We start from the raw sequence: 20,866 nt of genomic DNA, 5'->3' as shown, positions 1-20,866 counted from the left end.
CTCTCCTTTTCATTTACACTGCTTTTTCTTTATCTGTTACCGCTGACTTATCCCAACACTCTGTATTCGTTAAACCAGGAATAGAATCTGCACTGAAGACTGGATTTTTTCCTTGTTTCTTTTGCCTTACATAGTCTGCCAATGCAGCATACGCAAATCGGCCGAGAAGTGTAATCGCAATTAAGTTCGTGATTACCATTAGCCCCATAAATAAGTCCGCCATATTCCATACAACTTGAAGCGTCGCAACAGAACCGAATAATACCATTCCAACTACCGCAATACGATAAATTGTTAACCACGTTTTGCTTTGCTTAATGAATTCAATATTTGTTTCACCATAATAGTAGTTTCCTAGAAGTGAACTAAATGCAAATAAGAAAATAATAATCGCTAAGAAACTGCTCGCCCATGGGCCAATTTGTGAACTTAATGCATTTTGTGTTAATTCAATACCTTCTAAATTCGTTGCTTTATATGCACCAGAACATAGTACGATAAATGCTGTTGATGTACATACTAAGAATGTATCTACTAATACTCCAATCGTTTGAATAAAACCTTGTTTCGCTGGATGCGTTACATCAGCTGTTGCTGCCGCATTCGGCGCACTACCCATACCTGCTTCGTTCGCAAATAATCCGCGCTGAATACCATATTTCATCGCAGCACCGATACCGCCACCTACAGCTGAATCTAAACCAAATGCACCTTTAAAGATTTCCGTAAACACATCTGGTATTAAATAGAAGTTTTTAATGACAACAAAAATAGCTACGGCAATATAAATAAGCGCCATTGGCGGAACAATCATTTCCGACATACGTGCAATACTTTTTACACCACCAAAAATAATAACCGCAACTAATGCAGCTAATACAATACCAACAATATAACGCTCTAAGCCAAATGCATTTTCAAATGCTAATGTTACTGTATTTGCTTGTACTGAGTTGAAAATTAAACCGTAACTAATTGTAATCAGAATAGAGAACCAAATCCCCATCCAACGTTTATTTAAACCTTTTTCCATATAATAAGCAGGACCACCACGGAAGCCACTGCCATCTTTTATTTTATAAATTTGCGCAAGCGTACTTTCTACGAAACTTGAAGAAGCACCGATAATCGCAATAACCCACATCCAAAATACAGCTCCAGGTCCTCCCATAGAAATAGCTAACGCTACACCAGCTAAGTTCCCGATACCAATACGAGCTGCAGAACTCATACAAAATGCTTGGAACGATGATACACTGCCCTTTTTACGTGTCTTGCCAGTTAGTCCATCACTCATTAAACGAATCATTTCTCCTAAATGAGTAAGCTGTACGAATTTCAATTTAATAGAAAAATAAAGCCCTAAACCAATTAACATTGCAATAAGAATATATGACCAAAGAATCGTATTCGTTGATGAAACGAATTGTTCCAAAATATTCATACAATTAACCCCTCCTTTTCTCCATAAAACGAATTATATTTAAAAAACATTCAAAAATCAACATTTTTCGACAATTTGCAATTTCCAAATATTAGCCAAGCGCGAAGTAACAATATCTTTATGACTCTCCTCCCTCTAACTGTGCATACTAAAACAAAAAATAAATCTACAAACTACCCCATTGACAAAAACACCTACCTGTAACTATAATGATTACAACAAGTTGTAACAAACCTAATTACAATACATTCATTCACTTTCAGATATACAATTTAACAAAACACTTTGGAGGGATTTATTATGAAAATCGGAATTATCGGAGCAACTGGTAAAGCAGGAAGTCGTATTTTAAAAGAAGCATTAGATCGTGGACATGAAGTAACTGCAATCGTAAGAAACGCTGCAAAAATTACAGAAGAAAACGTAAAAGTTTTAGAAAAAGACGTATTTTCTCTTACATCTAACGACCTACAAGCATTCGACGTAGTTGTAAATGCATTTGGCGCTCCAGCAGGGCAAGAACACCTTCACGTAGATGCAGGAAACGTACTTATTGAAGCTGTGAAAGGTGCACCAAATACAAAATTACTTGTAGTTGGCGGAGCAGGAAGCTTATTTGTAGACGAAGAAAAAAAAACACGTGTATTTGATACACCAGGTTTCCCAGGCGAATACCTTGCAACAGCTCAAAACCAAGGTAAAAACTTAGAAATCTTGCAACAAACAAATGATATCACTTGGACATTCATCAGCCCTTCTGCACTATTCGCATTAGGAAAACGCACTGGTTCTTACAAAGCTGGCAAAGACAATCTTCTTGTTAACTCAAAAGGTGATAGCTACGTAAGTTACGAGGACTTCGCAGTTGCAGCACTTGATGAAATCGAAAATCCAAAACATGTAAACGAACGCTTCACAGTTGTTTCTGAAGCTGAATAATAAAAAAGCTCGTAAAACATAATGTTTTACGAGCTTTTTCTTATTATCGTACTTGCTCTAAGCCATTTTGAGTAATCTTGAAGGAAATCTCTTTAAATTTTTTCGCATCCCCTTTTCCAATTAACTCACCAGTTTTATACCAACTTAAACGATCAGATTCTGCATGATACACTTTTACTACATCACCATACTCGAACATCATACCATTTACTTGCTCAGCAAAATTCTTTGAAGTTTCTTGTCCTTCTGCTGTTACATGTTTTTTCTCCGTTCCATTTTGATCATATAGGGTAATTCCCATATATAATTCATTGTTAAAGTAACTATGAATTTGTTCATTTGTAGACGTTACATGTAGTTTCTTATCATCATGATTTAACGTTACAATAGAACGAATATCATCACCCAGCCCTTGGTATACAAGACTATCTCCATATGTTACTTCTACTGGTACTTCCGTTACTTTCTTATTTCCAAAACGGTCTTTCGTTTCTACTTTTACTGTTTGTTTACCGATTTTTGTTGTATTTGGTTTTTCTACAAATCCAATTACTTCTCTATCTTTCACTTGAACAAAGTTTTTTGCATCTAATTTATCAGCGTTTGTTGCGATTACTACTTTTTGCGGTATAGCTGTTACTTCTTGTTGTGCTTCCATTCTCTCAAAACCTTGCTCTGTCACTTTAAAGAGCACTTCATGAACACCATACTGCGCATTCATTAGTTCATTCTTTTTATACACTTTAAATCTATCAAACTCTCTTTGATATACCTTTATTACATCACCGTATTCAAAAGTCATTCCATTAAATTGTTCTGCAAATACTTTCGTATTCTCCGATGCTTTTACTGATAAATCTTTCTTCTCTTTTCCATCCTTATCATACACAGTCATTCCCATATACTTCTCATCTGCAAATGAAGTATGCATTGGACCTTCTGAATCTGTTGTACTGAATTTCTTTTCTTCATGATTTAATGTAACAATCGATTTAATATTCGTTTCGTCGTGCCATGTACCGAAGAACATAATGCTATCTCCGTAAATCACTTCTACTGGCACTTCTGTTATTTGCTTATTACCAAAGCGATCTTTCGTTTCTACTTTTACTGTTTGTTTTCCAACTTTTGCTGTAGTTGGTTTTTCTACAAATCCTACTACTTCTCCGTCTTTCACCTGAACAAAATTTTTCGCTTCTAATTTTTCAACATCTGTTCCGATTACTACTTGTTGAGGTTTCGCTGTGACTTCTTGCAACATATCCATTCTCTCAAAACCTTTTTCTGTCACTTTGAAGAATAGTTCTTTTGTTCCTTTTTTCTCACCTTGACCAGTAAGTGTATTATTTTGATACCATTTCAAACGATCCGGTTCTGCGTGGAATACTTTCACTACATCTCCATACTCGAACTGTATACCATTCACTTGCTTCGCAAAGTTCTCTGATGTTTCTTGTCCCTCTGCTGTTACATGTTTTTTCTCTTTTCCTTCTCCATCGTATAACGCGATCCCCATGTATAGCTCTTTATTAAAATACTCATGAATTTCGCTATCCATATCAGTTGCATGGAATCTCTTCTCTTCGTGCTTTAAAGTTACAATTGAAGCAATATCATCGCCATTTCCTGCATATGCAATGCTATCTCCATAAACCACTTCTAATGAAACTTCCGTCACTTTCTTATTACCAAAGCGATCTTTCGTTTCTACTTTTACTTTTTGTTCACCAATCTTTGTCGTATTCGGTTTTTCTACAAATCCTACTACTTCTCCGTCTTTGACTTGCACAAAATCTTTTGCTTCTAATTTTTCAACGTCAGTTCCAATAACTACTTTTTGTGGTACTGCTGTTACTTCTTGCAGAGCTTCTAATCTTTCAAATCCATTTTCAGTAATTTCGAAGAATAATTCTTTTATTTCTTTATTTTTTCCTTCTCCCACATATAAACCTTTTTGATACCAATGTAAACGTGAAGACTCTGCATGGTATACTTTCACCACATCTCCATATTCAAATGCTAACCCATTTGCTTCCTTGGCAAAAGCTTCTGTATTCTCCAAGCCTTTTACCTCTATATTTTTCTTCTCTTTTCCCTCTTTATTGTACAAGGTGAATTCAAAATACTTCTCATCTCCAAAGTAATCATGAATCAAATTATCCGTATCTGTCGCACTCATTTTTTTCGTATCATGATGTAACGTTATAATCGATTTCATATCGTCACTACCATAACTTAATCCATATACAAATAGGCTATCTCCATAAGTTACTTCTACTGGCACTTCCGTCACTTTCTTATTTCCGAAACGATCTTTCGTTTCTACTTTTACTTTTTGTTCACCGATTTTCATTGTATTCGGTTTTTCTACAAATCCAATTACTTCTCCACCTTTTACTTGAACAAAGTTTTTCGCTTCTAATTTTTCAGCGTCTGCCCCGATTAATACTTTTTGCGGTACTGCTTCTACTTCCTGTATACCGTCTATTAGTTCATATCCTTGTGGAGTAATCTTAAAGAACTTTTCTTTTTTATTCTTAGCTCCACCTTGATCTACAAGTTTATTACTTTGATACCAATCGAAACGACTTGGTTCTGCATGATATACTTTCATAATATCGCCATATTGAAGTTCAACACCTTCAAGTTGCAAAGCAACTTTTTTAGAATTTTCTTGCCCTTCTATAGAAATATTTTTCTTTTCATTTCCATCCTTATCATATAAGGTAATCCCTACATACTTTTCATTTTTAAAGCGCTCATGAAACTCATTACCAACGAAAGAAACGTTGATTTTCTTTTCATCATGAAGGAGCGTTATAACAGAATTTACCTCATCACCGTAACCTTTAAATACCATAGTATCTCCATAAAGACTGTTAACTGGAACAGAAATGAAATTTCTCTGTCCTTTCTCATCCTCAATTTCTACTAATACCGCTCTTTTTCCAACCTCTAAATACGGCCACATAATTCTACCTGTTACTTTTACATTTTCACCTAAATTTTGAACAAGACTATTTGCTAGATTTTCATTAAAATTCGCACCAACGATGAGATCTTGTACCACAGTAGACGCTTCACCATAAGGAAGCCCGCCGTATGGTTTCACTTGTTTTTCACGAATAATATTACTATCTGTTGCTTTCCATATTTCTTTTTCTAATTTAGGTAAATTTAAATTTTCGATTTTCCCTCTAACCTCATCATTTGGACCTAATCCCCATTTCTCAAAAAACGGCACTAAGTTTTGTTTAGCCGCTTTCGATGCCATATAAATAAACATTTGCTTTTTATCTTCATCTGAAGCAGGCATTTCAGATTCTGGTAATAAGCGATACATTTGATGTAAATTAGGGTAAAAATGCTCTCCATAAGCTAAATCAAGTTGCCAAAACATTACTAGTTTCTCGAATTCTTCCATCTTTTTTTGAGCATCAGGATTATCTAAGTAAGCAAAAGCTTTTTTATAATGACCATCTTCTTCTAGACTTGATTTATTGCCTAACATTCTTTGAACCGATAATGAATATATATTTACTGTTACTTCTCCTACACCTGACCAAAACCAAGGAGCTTGCTGATGTAAATGCCCTACTTCATGCCACGGTCCCCAGCCATCTCCTTGTAATCTCTTTATATTTAAAACCCTATCCATAGTCTCTGGAACATACCCTGTATGATAATGAGTAGCAAACATCCAATCATCTTTATCTGGTTTTCTCTTTTCAACAAATTGGATATAGTGGTTTGGAGCTTTTGACACCCCTATACCATCTTCAGATAATCCTGCTACAGAATTTTCAAAGCGAATAATCTTATCATGTAGCCTCATTAATTCTACTGGATCCGTCTCTCCCATATAGTTTGCCACTGCTTCAGGACTTGCAGTAATTAAACTTCTCTCACCCTTCAATTCAACTGCATAAGGATTTTTATACTTTTTTAACATTGCATCCCAATCTTTTTTTGTGTGTTTCCCTAATACAAATAATGGAAAATGACTTCCTCCATGAATAACTGAAGCTGTTACTTCGCCATCATTATTCATGTTATAAAAATATAGTATTCCACCTCTTGAAGATGAAATATTATTTTCACCAGGTTTTAACTCAAATTCTTCAAACCCTTTTTCATCATATGACTTCGTTCCTATGAACGCTTTAATAGATTGCGTTCCTTTTATTTCAATTTTAATTTCTTCATTTGGACCAGCATAAATTCCAGTTGGTTCATTTGTTGAAAGTACATAACGTACTTTTAAGCGTTTTTGCTCTTCTTCAACACTACCTTTCCCAGGCAAATGAAACGTTCTCTGCTCCAAACGATTCTCTTTACTCTCTTCCAACTGCCCGCCCTTATTCTCTTCCAAAGGCGCCGCATATCCTTTCGATGCTTCGAAAGCTACTGGTGATAATAATGTAGATATACAAATACCAGCTACTAATACCCTACTCTTTTTCTGCTTTGACATAATCTGTGTCCCCTGTCCTTTTTTTAGACAAACCATCCTATATATTCATTTAATAAGAAATCCTATTATTTTTATAAAAACATTTATTGAATAGACTAACACCTCTCGCACCTATATCAATTACTACCGCATTTCTCTAAATGTATTCGCTTTCTTATATTGTAAATTTTTTTATGTATTACGCCCTCCTCACTTCGCTCTACTTGTGATGAGTTCTCTTCTTACATAAAAGGAAAATAGTAAAAGATATATTTTAGTCTCGTCATCTATACATCTAAAAATAAAACCTTACATTTTCTTCATATATGACCATCTATAGGTAGTTTTTCCAACTGAATTTTACACGCTTTTACCTGTATTTAATAGCCTCCCCCCAAGAATAATATTACAATTTTGTGAATTTAATCTATTAATCGTAACGTTAGGATTTAGTTATATTTATATTATTTTAAAATATAATTTACTCTGTAAAAACACTATTTTATCTATTTTATTATTTTCTTAATATAACTTTAATCCTTGCATACAAAAAGCATTGGCATAGGCCAATGCTTTTATTTACCTTTTATATTGATTCGGTTTATGCGGTTCATTTGGAGTATATGGCTTATTTGGTTTATTTGGAGCCTCAGCCTTTTTCCAACTTACCGCTAACTCAGGGCTCGTTTTCTCTTCACTACGCTCAAGTAATACTACTGCATTTTGAATAGTCGGTGTACCTTTATGCGCAATCCCTTGTAATTTCGTTAAATTTCCTGATACTTTAAAGCTAAATCCACCAGCTGGTGTTTGTTTCGGAATTAAAATGCGGAACTTCTCTCCTACATTAAATTCTGTTTTTGTTTCGCCTTTTTCATTTGCAAACTTCACGCCCGCTGGTGCACCTGTTGCTTGCACTTTATACGTTCCGCTTTTTGCATTTGTTTCTACTGTATATAAACCTGTTTCAAAGAAATCATTTTTTAATACTGCTTCTTGTTCTTCTGTAGGAGTTACACTCATCGTAATTTCTTGTAACTCTTCACTAGCGTTTGCTTTTGCAACGATGTCTTTCGTTACTTTCTCTACATTTTTATTGCGGAAATCTAAATCATTAACATCAATTTGTTTTAACGCATTCCACACTGCCAGTTGCGTTGCGTAATGCGCCTCTCTCCAATCAGATACCCCTAATTCTTGTGGGCTCTTTTGTGGATATCCATTCAACAGTACACGGTACACGTTAATATCTACTTTACCCATTTCTGGTAAGTCTTGACCGCTCGGAGATTTTAAGTCTACATTTAAGCAAAATGCAATTTTTCCATCTGCCGTTTTAATAAGTTCTGTTCGGATTGGTTTCTTCTTTGACCTACTATAACTCCAATCCATTTCATACTTTGTATGGTCCATAACCTCTGCGAATGCTTTTTGAAGTGGGAATAATACAAATAAGACACTTAAAAACATAGCTAAAAGTTTGAACGATTGCTTTATATTCATATTTACAGCCCCTTAATAACAAACTTAATACTAAGTAGTATTTAATTAGAAAATATTTTTATGCACAAAAAAAGAGTGCATAAAAGCACTCTTTTTTCTTTCTTACTTTAATCTTAGAAATCGAAGTTATCAGGATCTGGACCAACGCGGTGATTTTCGTTTAACGCATCGATTGTTTCCATGTCTTCTTTTGTTAATTCAAAGTTAAATACATCCGCGTTTGCAATAATGCGGTGTTCTTTCGTTGATTTTGGAATTGTGATTATTCCGTTTTGAAGATCCCAACGTAAAATCACTTGTGCTGTTGTTTTACCGTGTTTCTCAGCAATTGCTTGTAATGTTTCGTTATCTAATAATTGACCTTGCATAAGTGGTGACCATGCTTCCATTTGAATACCTTGTTCTTTACAGAAAGCTTGTAATTCTTTTTGTGTTAAACGAGGGTGGTATTCTACTTGGTTAATCATTGGCTTAATTTCTGCATCTTTCATTACATCTTGTAAGTGGTGAATTTGGAAGTTACTTACGCCAATTGCACGTACGCGATCTTCTTTATAAAGTGTTTCTAGCGCTCTCCACGTATCTTTATATTTTCCTTCTACAGGCCAGTGAACAAGATATAGGTCTAAATAATCTAGTTCTAATTTCTTTAAGCTCTCTTCGTATGCAGCAATTGTTTCTTCGTATCCTTGATCTGCGTTCCATACTTTTGAAGTGATAAATAATTCTTCTCTTGAAATACCAGTCGCTTCAATACCGGCACGGATTCCTTCACCTACAGCTTTTTCATTTCCGTAAATTGCAGCTGTATCGATGCTACGGTATCCTGCTTTAATCGCTGATTTTACAGCTTCTACAAGTTCTGGTCCTTCTTCTACTTTAAATACACCTAAACCGAACCAAGGCATTTCTACACCATTATTTAATACTGTTTTACTTTGTAAGTTTTTCATTTTATTTTCTCTCCTTTTATTTTACTTGATCTCTTTTTTCTAATGTCATGCTCCACGCTGTTAAAATCACAGCACCTACTACCATAATTCCGCCTACCCAAGTCGTATGAATTAATCCTAACGAGTTCGTTACAATACCGCCCAAGTAAGCACCAAGAGCAATTCCTGCGTTAAATGCTGCAATGTTAATCGCTGATGCTACATCAACAGCGCTAGGTACAAACCTCTCAGCCAAGATAACGACATACACTTGTAGCCCTGGGACATTCATAAACGCAAATAGTCCCATAAAAATAATTGTAATGAATCCAGCAACTTTAAATGGCGCTGTAAATGTTAAAACAAATAATACAATCGCTTGAATAAAGAACATGTAAAATAACGCTCGAATCGGATTATAATTTGATAATTTTCCGCCGACCATATTCCCAATCGCAATTGCAATTCCGTATACTAACAAAATAATTGTAACGGTACTTGCTTTAAATCCTGTTACTTCTTGTAATAACGGAGATAAATACGTAAATGTTACGAATGTTCCCCCGTATCCTAATGCAGTAATGATAAATACAAGTAATAGTCTTCCGTTCGTAATCAACTTAAATTGATCGTGAAATGATACAGACGTACCCTTTTTTAAGTTAGAAGGAATTAGCATACTGTTGGCGATTAAAGCAACGACTCCAATTGCCACAATAACCATAAACGATGCTCTCCAGCCAAATTGTTGACCGATAAATGTTCCAATTGGTACACCTGTAATAGTCGCAACAGTTAAACCAGTAAACATAAATGCTATTGCACTTGCACGTTTATTCTCAGGTACAAGCGCAGCCGCAATTGTAGATCCAATTGACATAAAAACCCCATGCGCAAACGCAGATACAACCCTCGCGATAAGTAGCACAGTAAAACTTGTTGCTACTGCCGCAATACCATTGCCAATAATGAAAATAATCATAATCCACATTAACAACGTCTTTCGCGACATACTAGCTGTTAATGACGTCAATACTGGAGCACCAAACGCTACTCCTAATGCATATAAAGAAACGGTTAAACCAGCTGTTGTAACCGAAACATTTAAATCTTTCGAAATAGATGGTAGTAAACCGACACTAATAAACTCGGTCGTACCAATCCCAAATGCACTAATTGCTAGTGCTAATAAAGCAAACATACTTCTTCGATTCGTCTGAACTTCTGAAGATGGTACTGTATATAAACTCAATTGAATTCCTCCTTATTACAAGAAATCCAATCATAATAGTGTGATAAAAAGGCCCTTTTATCTTCTAAAAAATATATTTTATACTTACAAATGCTATTATGAATGGTTTCATTCCTTTTTTGAAGAACGCACTTTAAAGTACGATAGGCACTAAAAAGTAACATAGTCACTTTTTGGTACCGTACTACTCACTTGCTTCTCACATGTGCTATTATGAAACATATTTAACATGATAAAAAGTACGTACTTTAAAGTGCTATAGGTACTAAAAAGTAACATTTGTATTATTAAGCTTACTTTACTCATAAAAGGAGGGTTTCATATGAAGAAATACAATATTCCTGTAGAGGCGACTTTAGAGGTTATCGGTGGAAAATGGAAGGTTGTTATCCTTTGTCATCTAACGAAAGGCACAAAAAGAACGAGTGAACTAAAACGTTTAATGCCTGGTATTACACAAAAAATGTTAACTCAGCAATTACGCGAATTAGAGGACGACGGGGTCATTCAAAGAAAAGTCTACAACCAAGTCCCGCCAAAAGTAGAATACTCCCTTACTGATTACGGTTGGTCTTTAGAATCAATTCTTGACTCTCTTTGTACTTGGGGCGAATGTCATCTTGAAAAAGAAGGTAATACATCGATGCTAATTGCAGAAGGTGAATAATAGAAAAAAAGGAAAAAACGAACATGAATTTGTTCGTTTTTTCCTTTTTTTCTATATATATATGTACATTTCTAACTAAAACAAAATATTTTATACGCTTTCATACCTTGTCAGCACTAGGTTATACACTCAATATCAAATAATTAGGAATCATTTTTATGTTAACATAGGTGCATATAGTATATAATATAGGATATATATTATATACACTTTCCGGTAGCGGAGCTTTTCCATTATGCGGACAAGCCATGTATCGGACAGTTCATAAACAATAGGTAAGAAAATGTGGTTTTAGATTTATGTCAGCTTGTTTGCTGCCATAGATTTAAAGGCATTTTATTGTGTTTTGTGAAACTTTGCATAAAGTTTCGTAAACGTTTACTATCTTACTTATAAAAAATAAGAGTATTGCTATCGTAAAGGAGAATTGGAGATGCCAGAAACTATGACTCAAACAAAGCCAGAACAAGAAACTGTACAAATTTCTGCTAGCCAAGGACAACTTGATGTACTTGATCAGTTGTTAAAACCTGAGGTACAAGAATCATTAACAACACTAGTAGAACAGCTTCCAAAATTAACTGAGCTTGTTAACATTTTAACTAAGTCTTATGACTTCGCTCAAACTGTTGCTACTGATGAAGTATTAAAAAGCGACACTGTTGGTGCAATTACAGAGCTTGTAGAACCTGTAAAAGATACAGTGAAAAGCATGGCTGCAACTGCAATCGAAGCGAAAGATCGTGCTGACGAAAGTACTGAAGTTATCGGCCTATTCGGTCTATTAAAATTACTAAAAGATCCACAAGCACAAAAAATGTTCCGCTTTGTGAACGCATATCTTCAAATTAGTGCAGAACGTAACAATAAATAATTTAACTTATAACAACAATTAGTAAAGACGGGGGATATCATACTATGTCAAAACAAATTGTCATCTTAGGCGCTGGTTATGGCGGTCTTCTTGCCGCTTTAAACGTACGTAAATATTACAGCAAATCAGAAGCACAAGTTACAGTGATTAACCAATACCCAACACACCAAATCATCACTGAACTACACCGCCTTGCAGCTGGTAACGTTGCTGAGCAAGCAATTGCAATGCCACTTACAAAGCTTTTCAAAGGCAAAGATATCGATCTTAAAATCGCAACAGTTGAGTCATTCTCTGTTGATAGCAAAGAAATCAAACTAGCTGGCGGCACTACTTTATCTTACGATGCACTTGTAGTTGCTTTAGGAAGTAAAACTGCTTACTTCGGTATTCCAGGACTAGAAGAAAACAGCATGGTATTAAAATCTGCTGCTGATGCAAACAAAATCTACAAACACGTTGAAGACCGTATTCGTGAATACGCGAAAACGAAAAACGAAGCTGATGCTACAATCGTAATCGGTGGTGGCGGATTAACTGGCGTTGAGCTAGTTGGTGAGCTTGCTGACATTATGCCTAAACTTGCAAAAAGCCACGGCGTAAATCCAAAAGAAGTTAAACTTCTTCTTGTTGAAGCAGGTCCAAAAATCCTTCCAGTATTACCAGACCACTTAATCGAACGTGCAACTACTAGCCTAGAAGCACGCGGTGTTACATTCTTAACAGGTCTTCCTGTAACAAACGTTGCTGGCAATGAGATCGACTTAAAAGACGGTCAAAAACTTGTTGCTAACACATTCGTTTGGACAGGTGGCGTACAAGGTAATCCATTAATCGGTGAATCAGGTCTTGAAGTTAACCGTGGTCGTGCAACAGTTGATGCATACCTACAATCTACTTCTCACAAAGACGTATTCGTTGCTGGAGACAGCGCTGTTGTCTTCTCTCCAGACGGTCGTCCATACCCACCAACTGCACAAATCGCTTGGCAAATGGGTGAGTTAATTGGATACAACTTATACGCAGCACTAGAAGGCAAAGCATTCGAAGAGTTCGCACCTGTAAACTCTGGAACACTTGCTAGTCTAGGACGTAAAGATGCGGTTGCTACAATTGGAGCAAGCAATACTCCACTTAAAGGCTTACCAGCATCATTAATGAAAGAAGCAAGTAACGTTCGTTACTTATCACATATTAAAGGTCTATTCAGCTTAGCTTACTAATCTGAATATAAGCCCGAATCATGCCCAGCATGGTTCGGGCTATTTTTATCCCGCATTAACGGGCAGTAAAACCTCCACCTTAAAATCCAGTGAATGCAGGGATGAAGTCGGAAGATTAACTGCCCGTAAAAGCCCGATTGGTTCAACTAATAATCAGTGGGGAGGAACAATCCCCCCACTGATTAAAGTTTCACTTTATCCGTAATTTTCTCTAACTTATATATTCGGCAGAAGAATAATATAACCCTTTTAATTATCTAAATTTACTGATTATTTTATGTCCAAATTGTGTATATGAAAGGGGTGGAAGTATTCTTCCTACTCCCACCCCTTTCACACAAACTATTCGCCTAACTTCACAAGGCTGTAGTTCTTCTTCCCTTTACGAATAATAATAAATCTTCCATCAAATGAATTTTCTACAGTAACATCCGTACCCACATCTGTTACTTTCTCACCATTCATAGAAATCGCACCATTATTAATGTCCTCGCGTGCTTGTCGTCTGGATGGTTCAATTCCTAAATCAACTAGCCACTCTACAATATTTTTTGTCTCTTTTGAAGAATGGAATGTTGGCATTTCTTTAAAACCTTGTTCAATTTCATCAGCTGTTAACGATTTAATATCTCCGCTAAATAACGCTGCTGTAATTTTCTCAGCTTGTAATAACGCCTCTTCTCCATGAACGAATTTCGTCATTTCTTCCGCTAGCACTTTTTGCGCTTCACGTTTATGAGGCTCGACTTCTACCTTCGCTGCTAATTCATCAATACGCTCTTTCTTTAAGAACGTAAAGTATTTCAAGTATTTAATTACGTCACGGTCATCTGTATTTACCCAGAACTGGTAAAATTCAAACGGTGTCGTTTTTTCAGGATCAAGCCAAACTGCACCACCTGCTGATTTACCAAACTTCGTACCGTCCGATTTTAATAATAACGGAATCGTTAATCCGAATACTTTAGCCTCATGACCTTCTAACTTACGAATTAAATCTAAACCACTCGTAATATTTCCCCATTGGTCACTACCACCAATTTGAAGTTGAACATCCTCTTTCGTGTATAAATGGTGAAAATCCATCGCTTGCAAAATTTGATATGTGAATTCTGTGAAAGAAATACCTGTATCTAAGCGGCTTGCTACAATATCCTTCGCTAACATGCTATTGATGCTAAAGTTTTTCCCGTAATCACGTAAAAACTCAATAATATTTATTTCATGTGTCCAATCATAGTTATTTACCATCTTCACTTCGCTATTTCCACCAAAATCAAATAGCTTTTTCATTTGTGCTGTTAACGCATCTACATTATGCTGAACCACTTCTAACGTTTGAAGTTGACGCTCTGATTGTCGTCCACTCGGATCACCAATTGTTCCTGTTGCCCCGCCAATTAAAATAACAGGATGATGGCCAGCTAATTGGAATCTCTTCATCATCATAAACGGAATCAAATGTCCGATATGCATACTATCACCAGTTGGATCAACTCCGCAGTATAGTGAAATCTTTTTCTCTTCTACTAGCTTACGTAAGCCTTCTTCGTCAGTCTGCTGATTAACGGCGCCGCGCCATTCTAATTCATCAATAATATTCATCTTTTGTCATCCCCTTTATTTTTTAAAAACAAAAAAGCCCCTATGTCTACGATAGACATAGGGACGATTATTCACCGTGTTACCACCCAGTTTGCATAAATAGCATAGCTACTCATACCACTCTTAGCAATAATATCGATTGCTAGTCCGCTTAGCATTACCTAAGATACTCCAGAGTGTAATTCGCAAGTTTGTTTGTGCTAGGTTCCAGCAACCCCTAGCTCTCTCGTTAACAGTGACAAACTGCTACTGGGCTCTTTCAACGTATGTTATTTGTTAAATTATTAGCCATTATATTGAATTGAAAACAAATTGTCAACAATACCCAAATATTATTTTAAAATAATCCATATCTTCATACGTATTTCGTTATTCCTTATCTTCTCCAATAATCCTTACTTCTCGCTCTAACTTCACGCCAAATTTCTCTTCAACTGTCTTTTGTACGAAGTGAATTAAATCGATGTAATCTTGTGCTGTTCCGTTATCAACATTCACCATAAATCCAGCATGTTTTAAAGAAACTTCTACTCCACCAATTCGCTTACCTTGTAGTCCTGAGTCTTGAATCAACTTACCAGCAAAGTTATTTGGTGGGCGCTTAAATACGCTACCACAAGAAGGGTATTCTAGAGGCTGTTTTGACTCACGCTTAAACGTTAAATCATCCATTTTTGCTTTAATTTCTTCACGTACACCTTCTTCAAGTTCAAATCTCGCTTCAAGAATAATGTAATGGTTGTTCGCAAATACACTCTTACGATATCCAAATTCAAATGCTTCTTTCGTCAAAGTACGTAGCTCTCCATCACCTGTCATTACGACAGCTTCTGTTAATACAAACGAAATTTCACCGCCGTATGCACCAGCATTCATATATAATGCTCCGCCAACTGAACCTGGAATACCACAAGCAAACTCAAGACCCGTTAAATTATGATCTAATGCAATGCGTGATACATCAATAATTGCTGCGCCACACTGTGCTACAATCGTCGTTCCTGTTACAGTAACACCTGTAATATGAATTAAACTTACTGTAATCCCGCGAATTCCACCATCTTTAATAATGACATTCGATCCATTTCCTAAAAACGTAACTGGAATATTATATTCGTTCGCATATTTGATAACTTCTTGAATTTCATCATAATTTGTAGGCGCAACGAAAACATCTGCTTTTCCGCCAACTTTAATATGCGTATGATTCTTTAACATTTCATCTTGTTTAACATGTCCTTCAGGCAATACCGTACTTAAATATTTATAAACCTCTTGCATATTCATTTTACGATTCCTCTATTTCTATATTCATTTTATCCCGTTATACGGGCCCATAATATCCCCACGTACATGAAAGAACCTAAAGTGGTGGATACAGTGTACCCAAAATCAATTCGAGACACCTATAAACCTCTTAATTTATAAGAGGTGCCACTCATATTAAAATATATATTGCATAATAAAGCAACCCAAATGGACTACTAAACTTGACATGTCATCAGAAAGACAACAATTTGTAAAATATGTGACTTTTTCAAAACACTATCCCTCAGTATCTTACTATACCATACAAAAAGAAAGTGGTATTTTTTTGTACTTTTTACTTTATTTACATCAATGAAAAAAGAGCACATTCCACAGAATGTGCTCTTTCTATACTCATTAAATTATTTTTCGTTCTCTTCTTTTTCCTTATCAAACCATAATAGCTCATCGTCATCCACTTCACCATTATAATTGATTAAAATTTCTTCTCCCGCTTTTATATCCTTATACGCGAAGAAGTTAAAAGTATGATTCTCGAAGACAATTTCATACGTTGCATTCGGATTATATGCATGATTAAATAACATGCCGTATCCTAACAGGAATGCCGTATGATTTACCCCATACTCAAATGCGTAGTCAGCAAGTAACGTTTTTTCAATGTGTTCATGCTGTTCATTCGGATAAGAGATAACTGGTGCTGAGTGAATCAACTCACCCTTTTTAATATCACGAGTTGCAAATACACCTCTATTAAATTCTCCATCACTAAGTTCAGAAGTCTTAACTTCAATCATATTCGTCACCTATATAATTCTTTCTTTGAAGTATTTTATCCCGCTATTTGCGAGGTTCAACTAATAATCAGTAGGTATTAGTCTCACTTTATCTCCTTAAGCTTGGCAGAAAACGCGCAGAAAAGCAATTAAATTACTATCAAGTATTCATTTAAATGAAAAAAGAGCACACATGGTGTGCCCTTTTCAAGAAATATTACTTTTCTAGAATATCTTCTAGTAACTTCACTTGCTCGCTAACAGTATGTAACGTCTTCACCGATATATCATTTCGATGTTTTTCTTCTTCCACACTCGCTAGCACTTCTTCTGTAGCTGTAGAAGTTTGCTGAATTACGTTAGAAGCATGCGTAACATCCTTTACAATATTCGTCGTTTTAACTTGGAAACTTTCTTGATGAATAACAACCTCTCGCATTACTTTATTAATCGCATCAATAAACTTCCCTAAATCAGTTACGTTTGTTAAAACGCTTGCTAACATTTCGTTACACTCTTCTTGTACTCTTTCTGACTTCTCTACCTGCACTTCTACCTTACTTGCTTGATTACTAAACTCCTTCAAAATCCCCTGAATTCTTCCCGCAGAACGATTTGATTCTTCAGCAAGCTTTAACACTTCACTCGCTACAATAGCAAAACCTTTTCCATGCTCACCTGCCCTCGCAGCTTCAATATTTGCATTTAAAGCTAGCAAACTCGTCTGACTTGAAATATTCGTTATTACATCTACAATTTCATTAATTTGTTTCGATTGCATCATTAAATCTCTAAATATAATTCCAGACTGTGAAACAACATCATTTAAACTTCTCATGTTAGCTTCAAAATTTCTTAAAGTATGTACACTACCTTTTGAAATGTCTAAACTTTCATCCACACGAGCCGATGCAGTTCTTACTTGAGAGATGATTTGTTCAATATTTCCCTCCATATCATTCAATACCTCTACCGAACGATACATCATCTCTGATTGTGATTGCGTACCAACTGCTACCTCTTCAAAGGCAAAATTAATTTCACTCATCGATTCCATCGACGTGTTCATATTTTGCCTTAAATGATTGAAATTACTATCTAGTTTCACAACTGTTTCTTCAATAAGCCTTTGCGTCTCTTCTAGCTCCTGAGCTTTTCTCATTACTTCTTGCTTCTCATCACTTAAATGAAGGAGCAGATTAGAACCGATTTTCGTGACGCCCCACATAGCAATTGTTACAATCGCTAACAAACTTGCAAAATTAGCAGCTTCAGACGAGGCTGTATAAGCAAAAAATTGCTTCGGCCAATAGCTACAAAGAATAAATGTGATCACAACAGCTACCCCGCCAAGAATTAAAATGAGGCGCTCACTTAAGTAAATAAGTGAAACAGCTAATGTAAAATAAACCATTTGAAATACAGCCGGGCTTTCATTAAAAGCTTGTACCATGATGTAAGACATGGTAAGCAACATAAATGTCATGATATATTTATACGCTGATTCCATATTTTTTATAAAAGTAAAAAGCGTTCCAAATGCAACGACCGAAATACCACAAATCCAAAACGCTATTGCTCTCTCTGTAAAAATATATCCATAATACCCAATCGCGATTATCCCAAGGCAGAAACTACAAATCGTTATAAACAGTAATAAATGATTTTTCTGTGATTCTTTCTCAAGGTTAGAAAAACAAGTCCTCTTTAACCACTCCATATGAAGCCCCACCTTCTACTTATACATATCAATTACTTCAGTTTAAATACCGCACTCACTGGGTTATGATCGCTATTTTCAAACTTTAAATCTTTCCCTTGTACATTTACAATCTCTACATTCGGTGAAACGATAAAGCCATCAATAATAGTGACGAAATTTTCACCTTCGACATATTTCTTTACATCATCTCTCACAGTCATAACAGACGGATCTACAGCCCACTTAAAGCCACCGTCCGTAAAATCCTTCGGTAACTCTACTAACCACTCAGGACGCTCTTTCACAAACTTCGGATCACTTAATTGAGCGTTCGAAACTAATTGATTCCAATCTCCGCCCATTATTACGTAATCACCATTTTCATAATGCTTGTTCATATATTCTTTTAAATACTCTACTTGCTGTTTTCTAATTTTCCCGCCTTCATCATAAGCAGACAAATGTAGATTTACGAGTCTAACATGTTTCCCATTATTAACAGGAATTTTATATTCCACAATTGCTCGATCTAAATCAAACAAACGCTTTGGCCAAGGCTCCATTCCAGGCAGCTGGAACCTCTTCGCTTCTTGAACAGTGTATTTAGAAAACGTACTTAATCCAGCCTCCGCATATCCCATTGGATTTGTTATTGGCACTGGAACCCATTTCGTATCGTAGTTCTTGCCAAATGACGAAACATAATCAGGTAATCCTTTTTTCAAAAATTCATGTCCATTTACATCAAATGAACGAAGTGACTTTATATCAACTTCTTGTAATAGCGCAAAATCACTATTCTCATTTTGTAAAAACGAAAGCATATTCTTTAAATTAATTTCCGTTTGCTCTTTACTACTTGAACCAGATCCCTTTCCACCATCCATAAAGAAATCTTGATCCTTATCTAACCCAGCATATCCAATATTAAATGTTGTAACTTTAAATTCATTTCCAGTCGCTAATACGCGCTCCTTATTATTCTCCACCTTCAAGCTTATAACATCAGCAGGCTGTTCTTTAGTAAGTGTCATATACGCTAGAAATCCTCCTACAATGCCCGCTAATACTAAAACACATATAAATACGATTTTTAAAAATTTCTTCAAATAAATGACTCCTTTTCACGCGAATTTATTTTTCTTTATTTTCAGTCAAATAAAATAAAACGACACACATAAGAAACATTTTATCATAATTAAAACTGTATATCACTATATTTAGTTGATAAGTAATCGATCTCATTTTAATTACTAAAAAACCTTCAAACATCAAAAAAAGAAAAGTTACACCCACCTCCTCACTAGAAATTAAACGGTATATTTAGTACACTATATGTAATAATCAGAGGCGATGGAGTTCGCCATAACTGCTGCTTAGCTAATGACTCCTACCAGTATAACTACTGGTAGGAGTCTATTTTTTTGAGCAAGCTATTTAAAGAGGTGAAGAAATTGATTTATATTATCGTTGGCATAGCCGGTATATTAGGAGCCCTTTCTCGCTATTATTTAGGTCTTACTATTCATACTTCATGGAATCATTCATTTCCGCTAGCTACATTGCTCATCAACTTACTCGGCTGCTTCCTATTAGCGTGGCTAACTACCTATATCGCTCGGCGAAACATCTCACCATTAGAAATTATCACAGGCATTGGGACTGGATTCATTGGTTCCTTTACGACGTTTTCAACATTTAGTGTAGAAACTGTGCAACTAATCAATCATTCTGAATGGGATACGGCTTTCTTATATGTATCATGCAGCATACTTGGTGGTCTCATTATGTCTGGTCTTGGCTATACACTAGGTGATTTCTTAATTAAGAAACATCTTACGGAAGGTGATCACTTATGATAGAAGCTTTATTAGTGGCAACAGGTGGATTTTTCGGCGCGATTACACGATTTGCAATTAGCAATTGGTTTAAGAAAAGAAATAAAACACAATTTCCAATTGCTACATTCCTTATTAATATAACAGGGGCATTTTTACTTGGATATATAATTGGCAACGGAGTCACTACAGGCTGGCAACTATTATTAGGTACTGGATTTATGGGCGCATTCACTACATTTTCTACGCTTAAATTAGAATCTGTTCAGCTTCTCAATCGTAAAAAACTGTACATCTTCCTTTTATATTTAAGTGCTACTTACATAATTGGTATCGCCTTTGCCTTCCTTGGAATGAAGCTAGGCGGAATATAAAAAAAAGCGACTCTA

At 35.6% G+C, this 20,866-nt stretch carries 16 protein-coding genes, 1 riboswitch and 1 other annotated feature; of the genes, 6 read left to right on the top strand and 10 right to left on the bottom strand.

Translation table 11 applies throughout. The features are described from left to right. Positions 1-13: 13 nt before the first annotated feature. Positions 14-1,444, bottom strand: a complete 1,431-nt coding sequence (locus ACLBXA_RS10975; RefSeq protein ID WP_447617212.1) for an alanine/glycine:cation symporter family protein — start codon at positions 1,442-1,444, stop codon at positions 14-16. Positions 1,445-1,744: 300 nt separating this feature from the next. Between ACLBXA_RS10975 and ACLBXA_RS10970 the strand changes: the two genes are divergently transcribed. Then, the gene (locus ACLBXA_RS10970; protein ID WP_447617211.1) at positions 1,745-2,383 is read left to right on the top strand and encodes an NAD(P)-dependent oxidoreductase; all 639 of its coding nucleotides are present in this window, start codon (positions 1,745-1,747) and stop codon (positions 2,381-2,383) included. A gap of 43 nt (positions 2,384-2,426) precedes the next feature. On the opposite strand, the gene ACLBXA_RS10965 is transcribed toward ACLBXA_RS10970, so the two are convergent. From ACLBXA_RS10965 to ACLBXA_RS10950, 4 genes are all read right to left on the bottom strand, one after another. Further along, positions 2,427-6,857, bottom strand: a complete 4,431-nt coding sequence (locus ACLBXA_RS10965; RefSeq protein ID WP_447617210.1) for a putative mucin/carbohydrate-binding domain-containing protein — start codon at positions 6,855-6,857, stop codon at positions 2,427-2,429. 558 nt (positions 6,858-7,415) lie between these two features. Next, positions 7,416-8,339 carry a thioester domain-containing protein gene (locus ACLBXA_RS10960; RefSeq protein WP_001022528.1) on the bottom strand — a complete coding sequence of 308 codons (924 nt, stop codon included), beginning with the start codon at positions 8,337-8,339 and terminating at the stop codon, positions 7,416-7,418. Between the two features lie 113 nt (positions 8,340-8,452). After that, positions 8,453-9,292, bottom strand: coding sequence for an aldo/keto reductase (locus ACLBXA_RS10955; RefSeq protein ID WP_000793558.1), 840 nt, complete (start codon positions 9,290-9,292; stop codon positions 8,453-8,455). Positions 9,293-9,308: 16 nt separating this feature from the next. Next, positions 9,309-10,472 (bottom strand): MFS transporter, encoded by a 1,164-nt coding sequence (locus ACLBXA_RS10950; RefSeq protein WP_176518770.1) that lies wholly within the window; start codon positions 10,470-10,472, stop codon positions 9,309-9,311. Positions 10,473-10,845: 373 nt separating this feature from the next. Here ACLBXA_RS10950 and ACLBXA_RS10945 point away from each other — a divergent pair, with 373 nt between their 5' ends. The 3 genes from ACLBXA_RS10945 to ACLBXA_RS10935 all read left to right on the top strand — a co-directional run bounded on the left by ACLBXA_RS10945 (position 10,846) and on the right by ACLBXA_RS10935 (position 13,287). Beyond that, the gene (locus ACLBXA_RS10945; RefSeq protein WP_000760473.1) at positions 10,846-11,190 is read left to right on the top strand and encodes a winged helix-turn-helix transcriptional regulator; all 345 of its coding nucleotides are present in this window, start codon (positions 10,846-10,848) and stop codon (positions 11,188-11,190) included. Between the two features lie 433 nt (positions 11,191-11,623). Continuing rightward, positions 11,624-12,064 carry a DUF1641 domain-containing protein gene (locus ACLBXA_RS10940; protein WP_001115310.1) on the top strand — a complete coding sequence of 147 codons (441 nt, stop codon included), beginning with the start codon at positions 11,624-11,626 and terminating at the stop codon, positions 12,062-12,064. A 44-nt stretch (positions 12,065-12,108) separates the two neighbouring features. Then, positions 12,109-13,287 (top strand): NAD(P)/FAD-dependent oxidoreductase, encoded by a 1,179-nt coding sequence (locus tag ACLBXA_RS10935; RefSeq protein ID WP_000043197.1) that lies wholly within the window; start codon positions 12,109-12,111, stop codon positions 13,285-13,287. A gap of 342 nt (positions 13,288-13,629) precedes the next feature. On the opposite strand, the gene tyrS is transcribed toward ACLBXA_RS10935, so the two are convergent. The 5 genes from tyrS to ACLBXA_RS10910 all read right to left on the bottom strand — a co-directional run bounded on the left by tyrS (position 13,630) and on the right by ACLBXA_RS10910 (position 19,748). Then, positions 13,630-14,892, bottom strand: coding sequence for a tyrosine--tRNA ligase (gene tyrS, locus ACLBXA_RS10930; protein WP_001021089.1), 1,263 nt, complete (start codon positions 14,890-14,892; stop codon positions 13,630-13,632). Positions 14,893-14,948: 56 nt separating this feature from the next. Next, positions 14,949-15,164 (bottom strand) — a binding site (T-box leader). 97 nt (positions 15,165-15,261) lie between these two features. Next, positions 15,262-16,179 carry a UDP-N-acetylmuramate dehydrogenase gene (gene murB / locus ACLBXA_RS10925; RefSeq protein WP_001057103.1) on the bottom strand — a complete coding sequence of 306 codons (918 nt, stop codon included), beginning with the start codon at positions 16,177-16,179 and terminating at the stop codon, positions 15,262-15,264. A gap of 383 nt (positions 16,180-16,562) precedes the next feature. Then, positions 16,563-16,958: an SET domain-containing protein gene (locus ACLBXA_RS10920; protein ID WP_000573651.1), complete on the bottom strand. Its 396-nt coding sequence runs from the start codon at positions 16,956-16,958 to the stop codon at positions 16,563-16,565. Positions 16,959-17,154: 196 nt separating this feature from the next. Then, the gene (locus tag ACLBXA_RS10915; RefSeq protein WP_000455070.1) at positions 17,155-18,657 is read right to left on the bottom strand and encodes a DUF4077 domain-containing protein; all 1,503 of its coding nucleotides are present in this window, start codon (positions 18,655-18,657) and stop codon (positions 17,155-17,157) included. Positions 18,658-18,689: 32 nt separating this feature from the next. Continuing rightward, positions 18,690-19,748, bottom strand: coding sequence for an endonuclease/exonuclease/phosphatase family protein (locus tag ACLBXA_RS10910; protein WP_000714043.1), 1,059 nt, complete (start codon positions 19,746-19,748; stop codon positions 18,690-18,692). A 231-nt stretch (positions 19,749-19,979) separates the two neighbouring features. After that, positions 19,980-20,039, top strand: a riboswitch (Fluoride riboswitch). A 54-nt stretch (positions 20,040-20,093) separates the two neighbouring features. Here ACLBXA_RS10910 and crcB (ACLBXA_RS10905) point away from each other — a divergent pair. Continuing rightward, complete coding sequence (gene crcB, locus ACLBXA_RS10905; RefSeq protein ID WP_447617225.1) at positions 20,094-20,498, top strand: fluoride efflux transporter CrcB; 405 nt, start codon at positions 20,094-20,096, stop codon at positions 20,496-20,498. After that, positions 20,495-20,851, top strand: a complete 357-nt coding sequence (gene crcB, locus ACLBXA_RS10900; RefSeq protein ID WP_000568584.1) for a fluoride efflux transporter CrcB — start codon at positions 20,495-20,497, stop codon at positions 20,849-20,851. Before crcB (ACLBXA_RS10905) ends, crcB (ACLBXA_RS10900) begins: the two co-directional genes overlap by 4 nt. The last annotated feature ends 15 nt before the right edge of the window (positions 20,852-20,866 follow it).

It is taken from the genome of Bacillus sp. D48C, assembly GCF_053345735.1.
The sequence above is the reverse complement of the archived record's forward strand: the minus strand, read 5'-3'. Positions and strand labels throughout refer to the sequence as shown.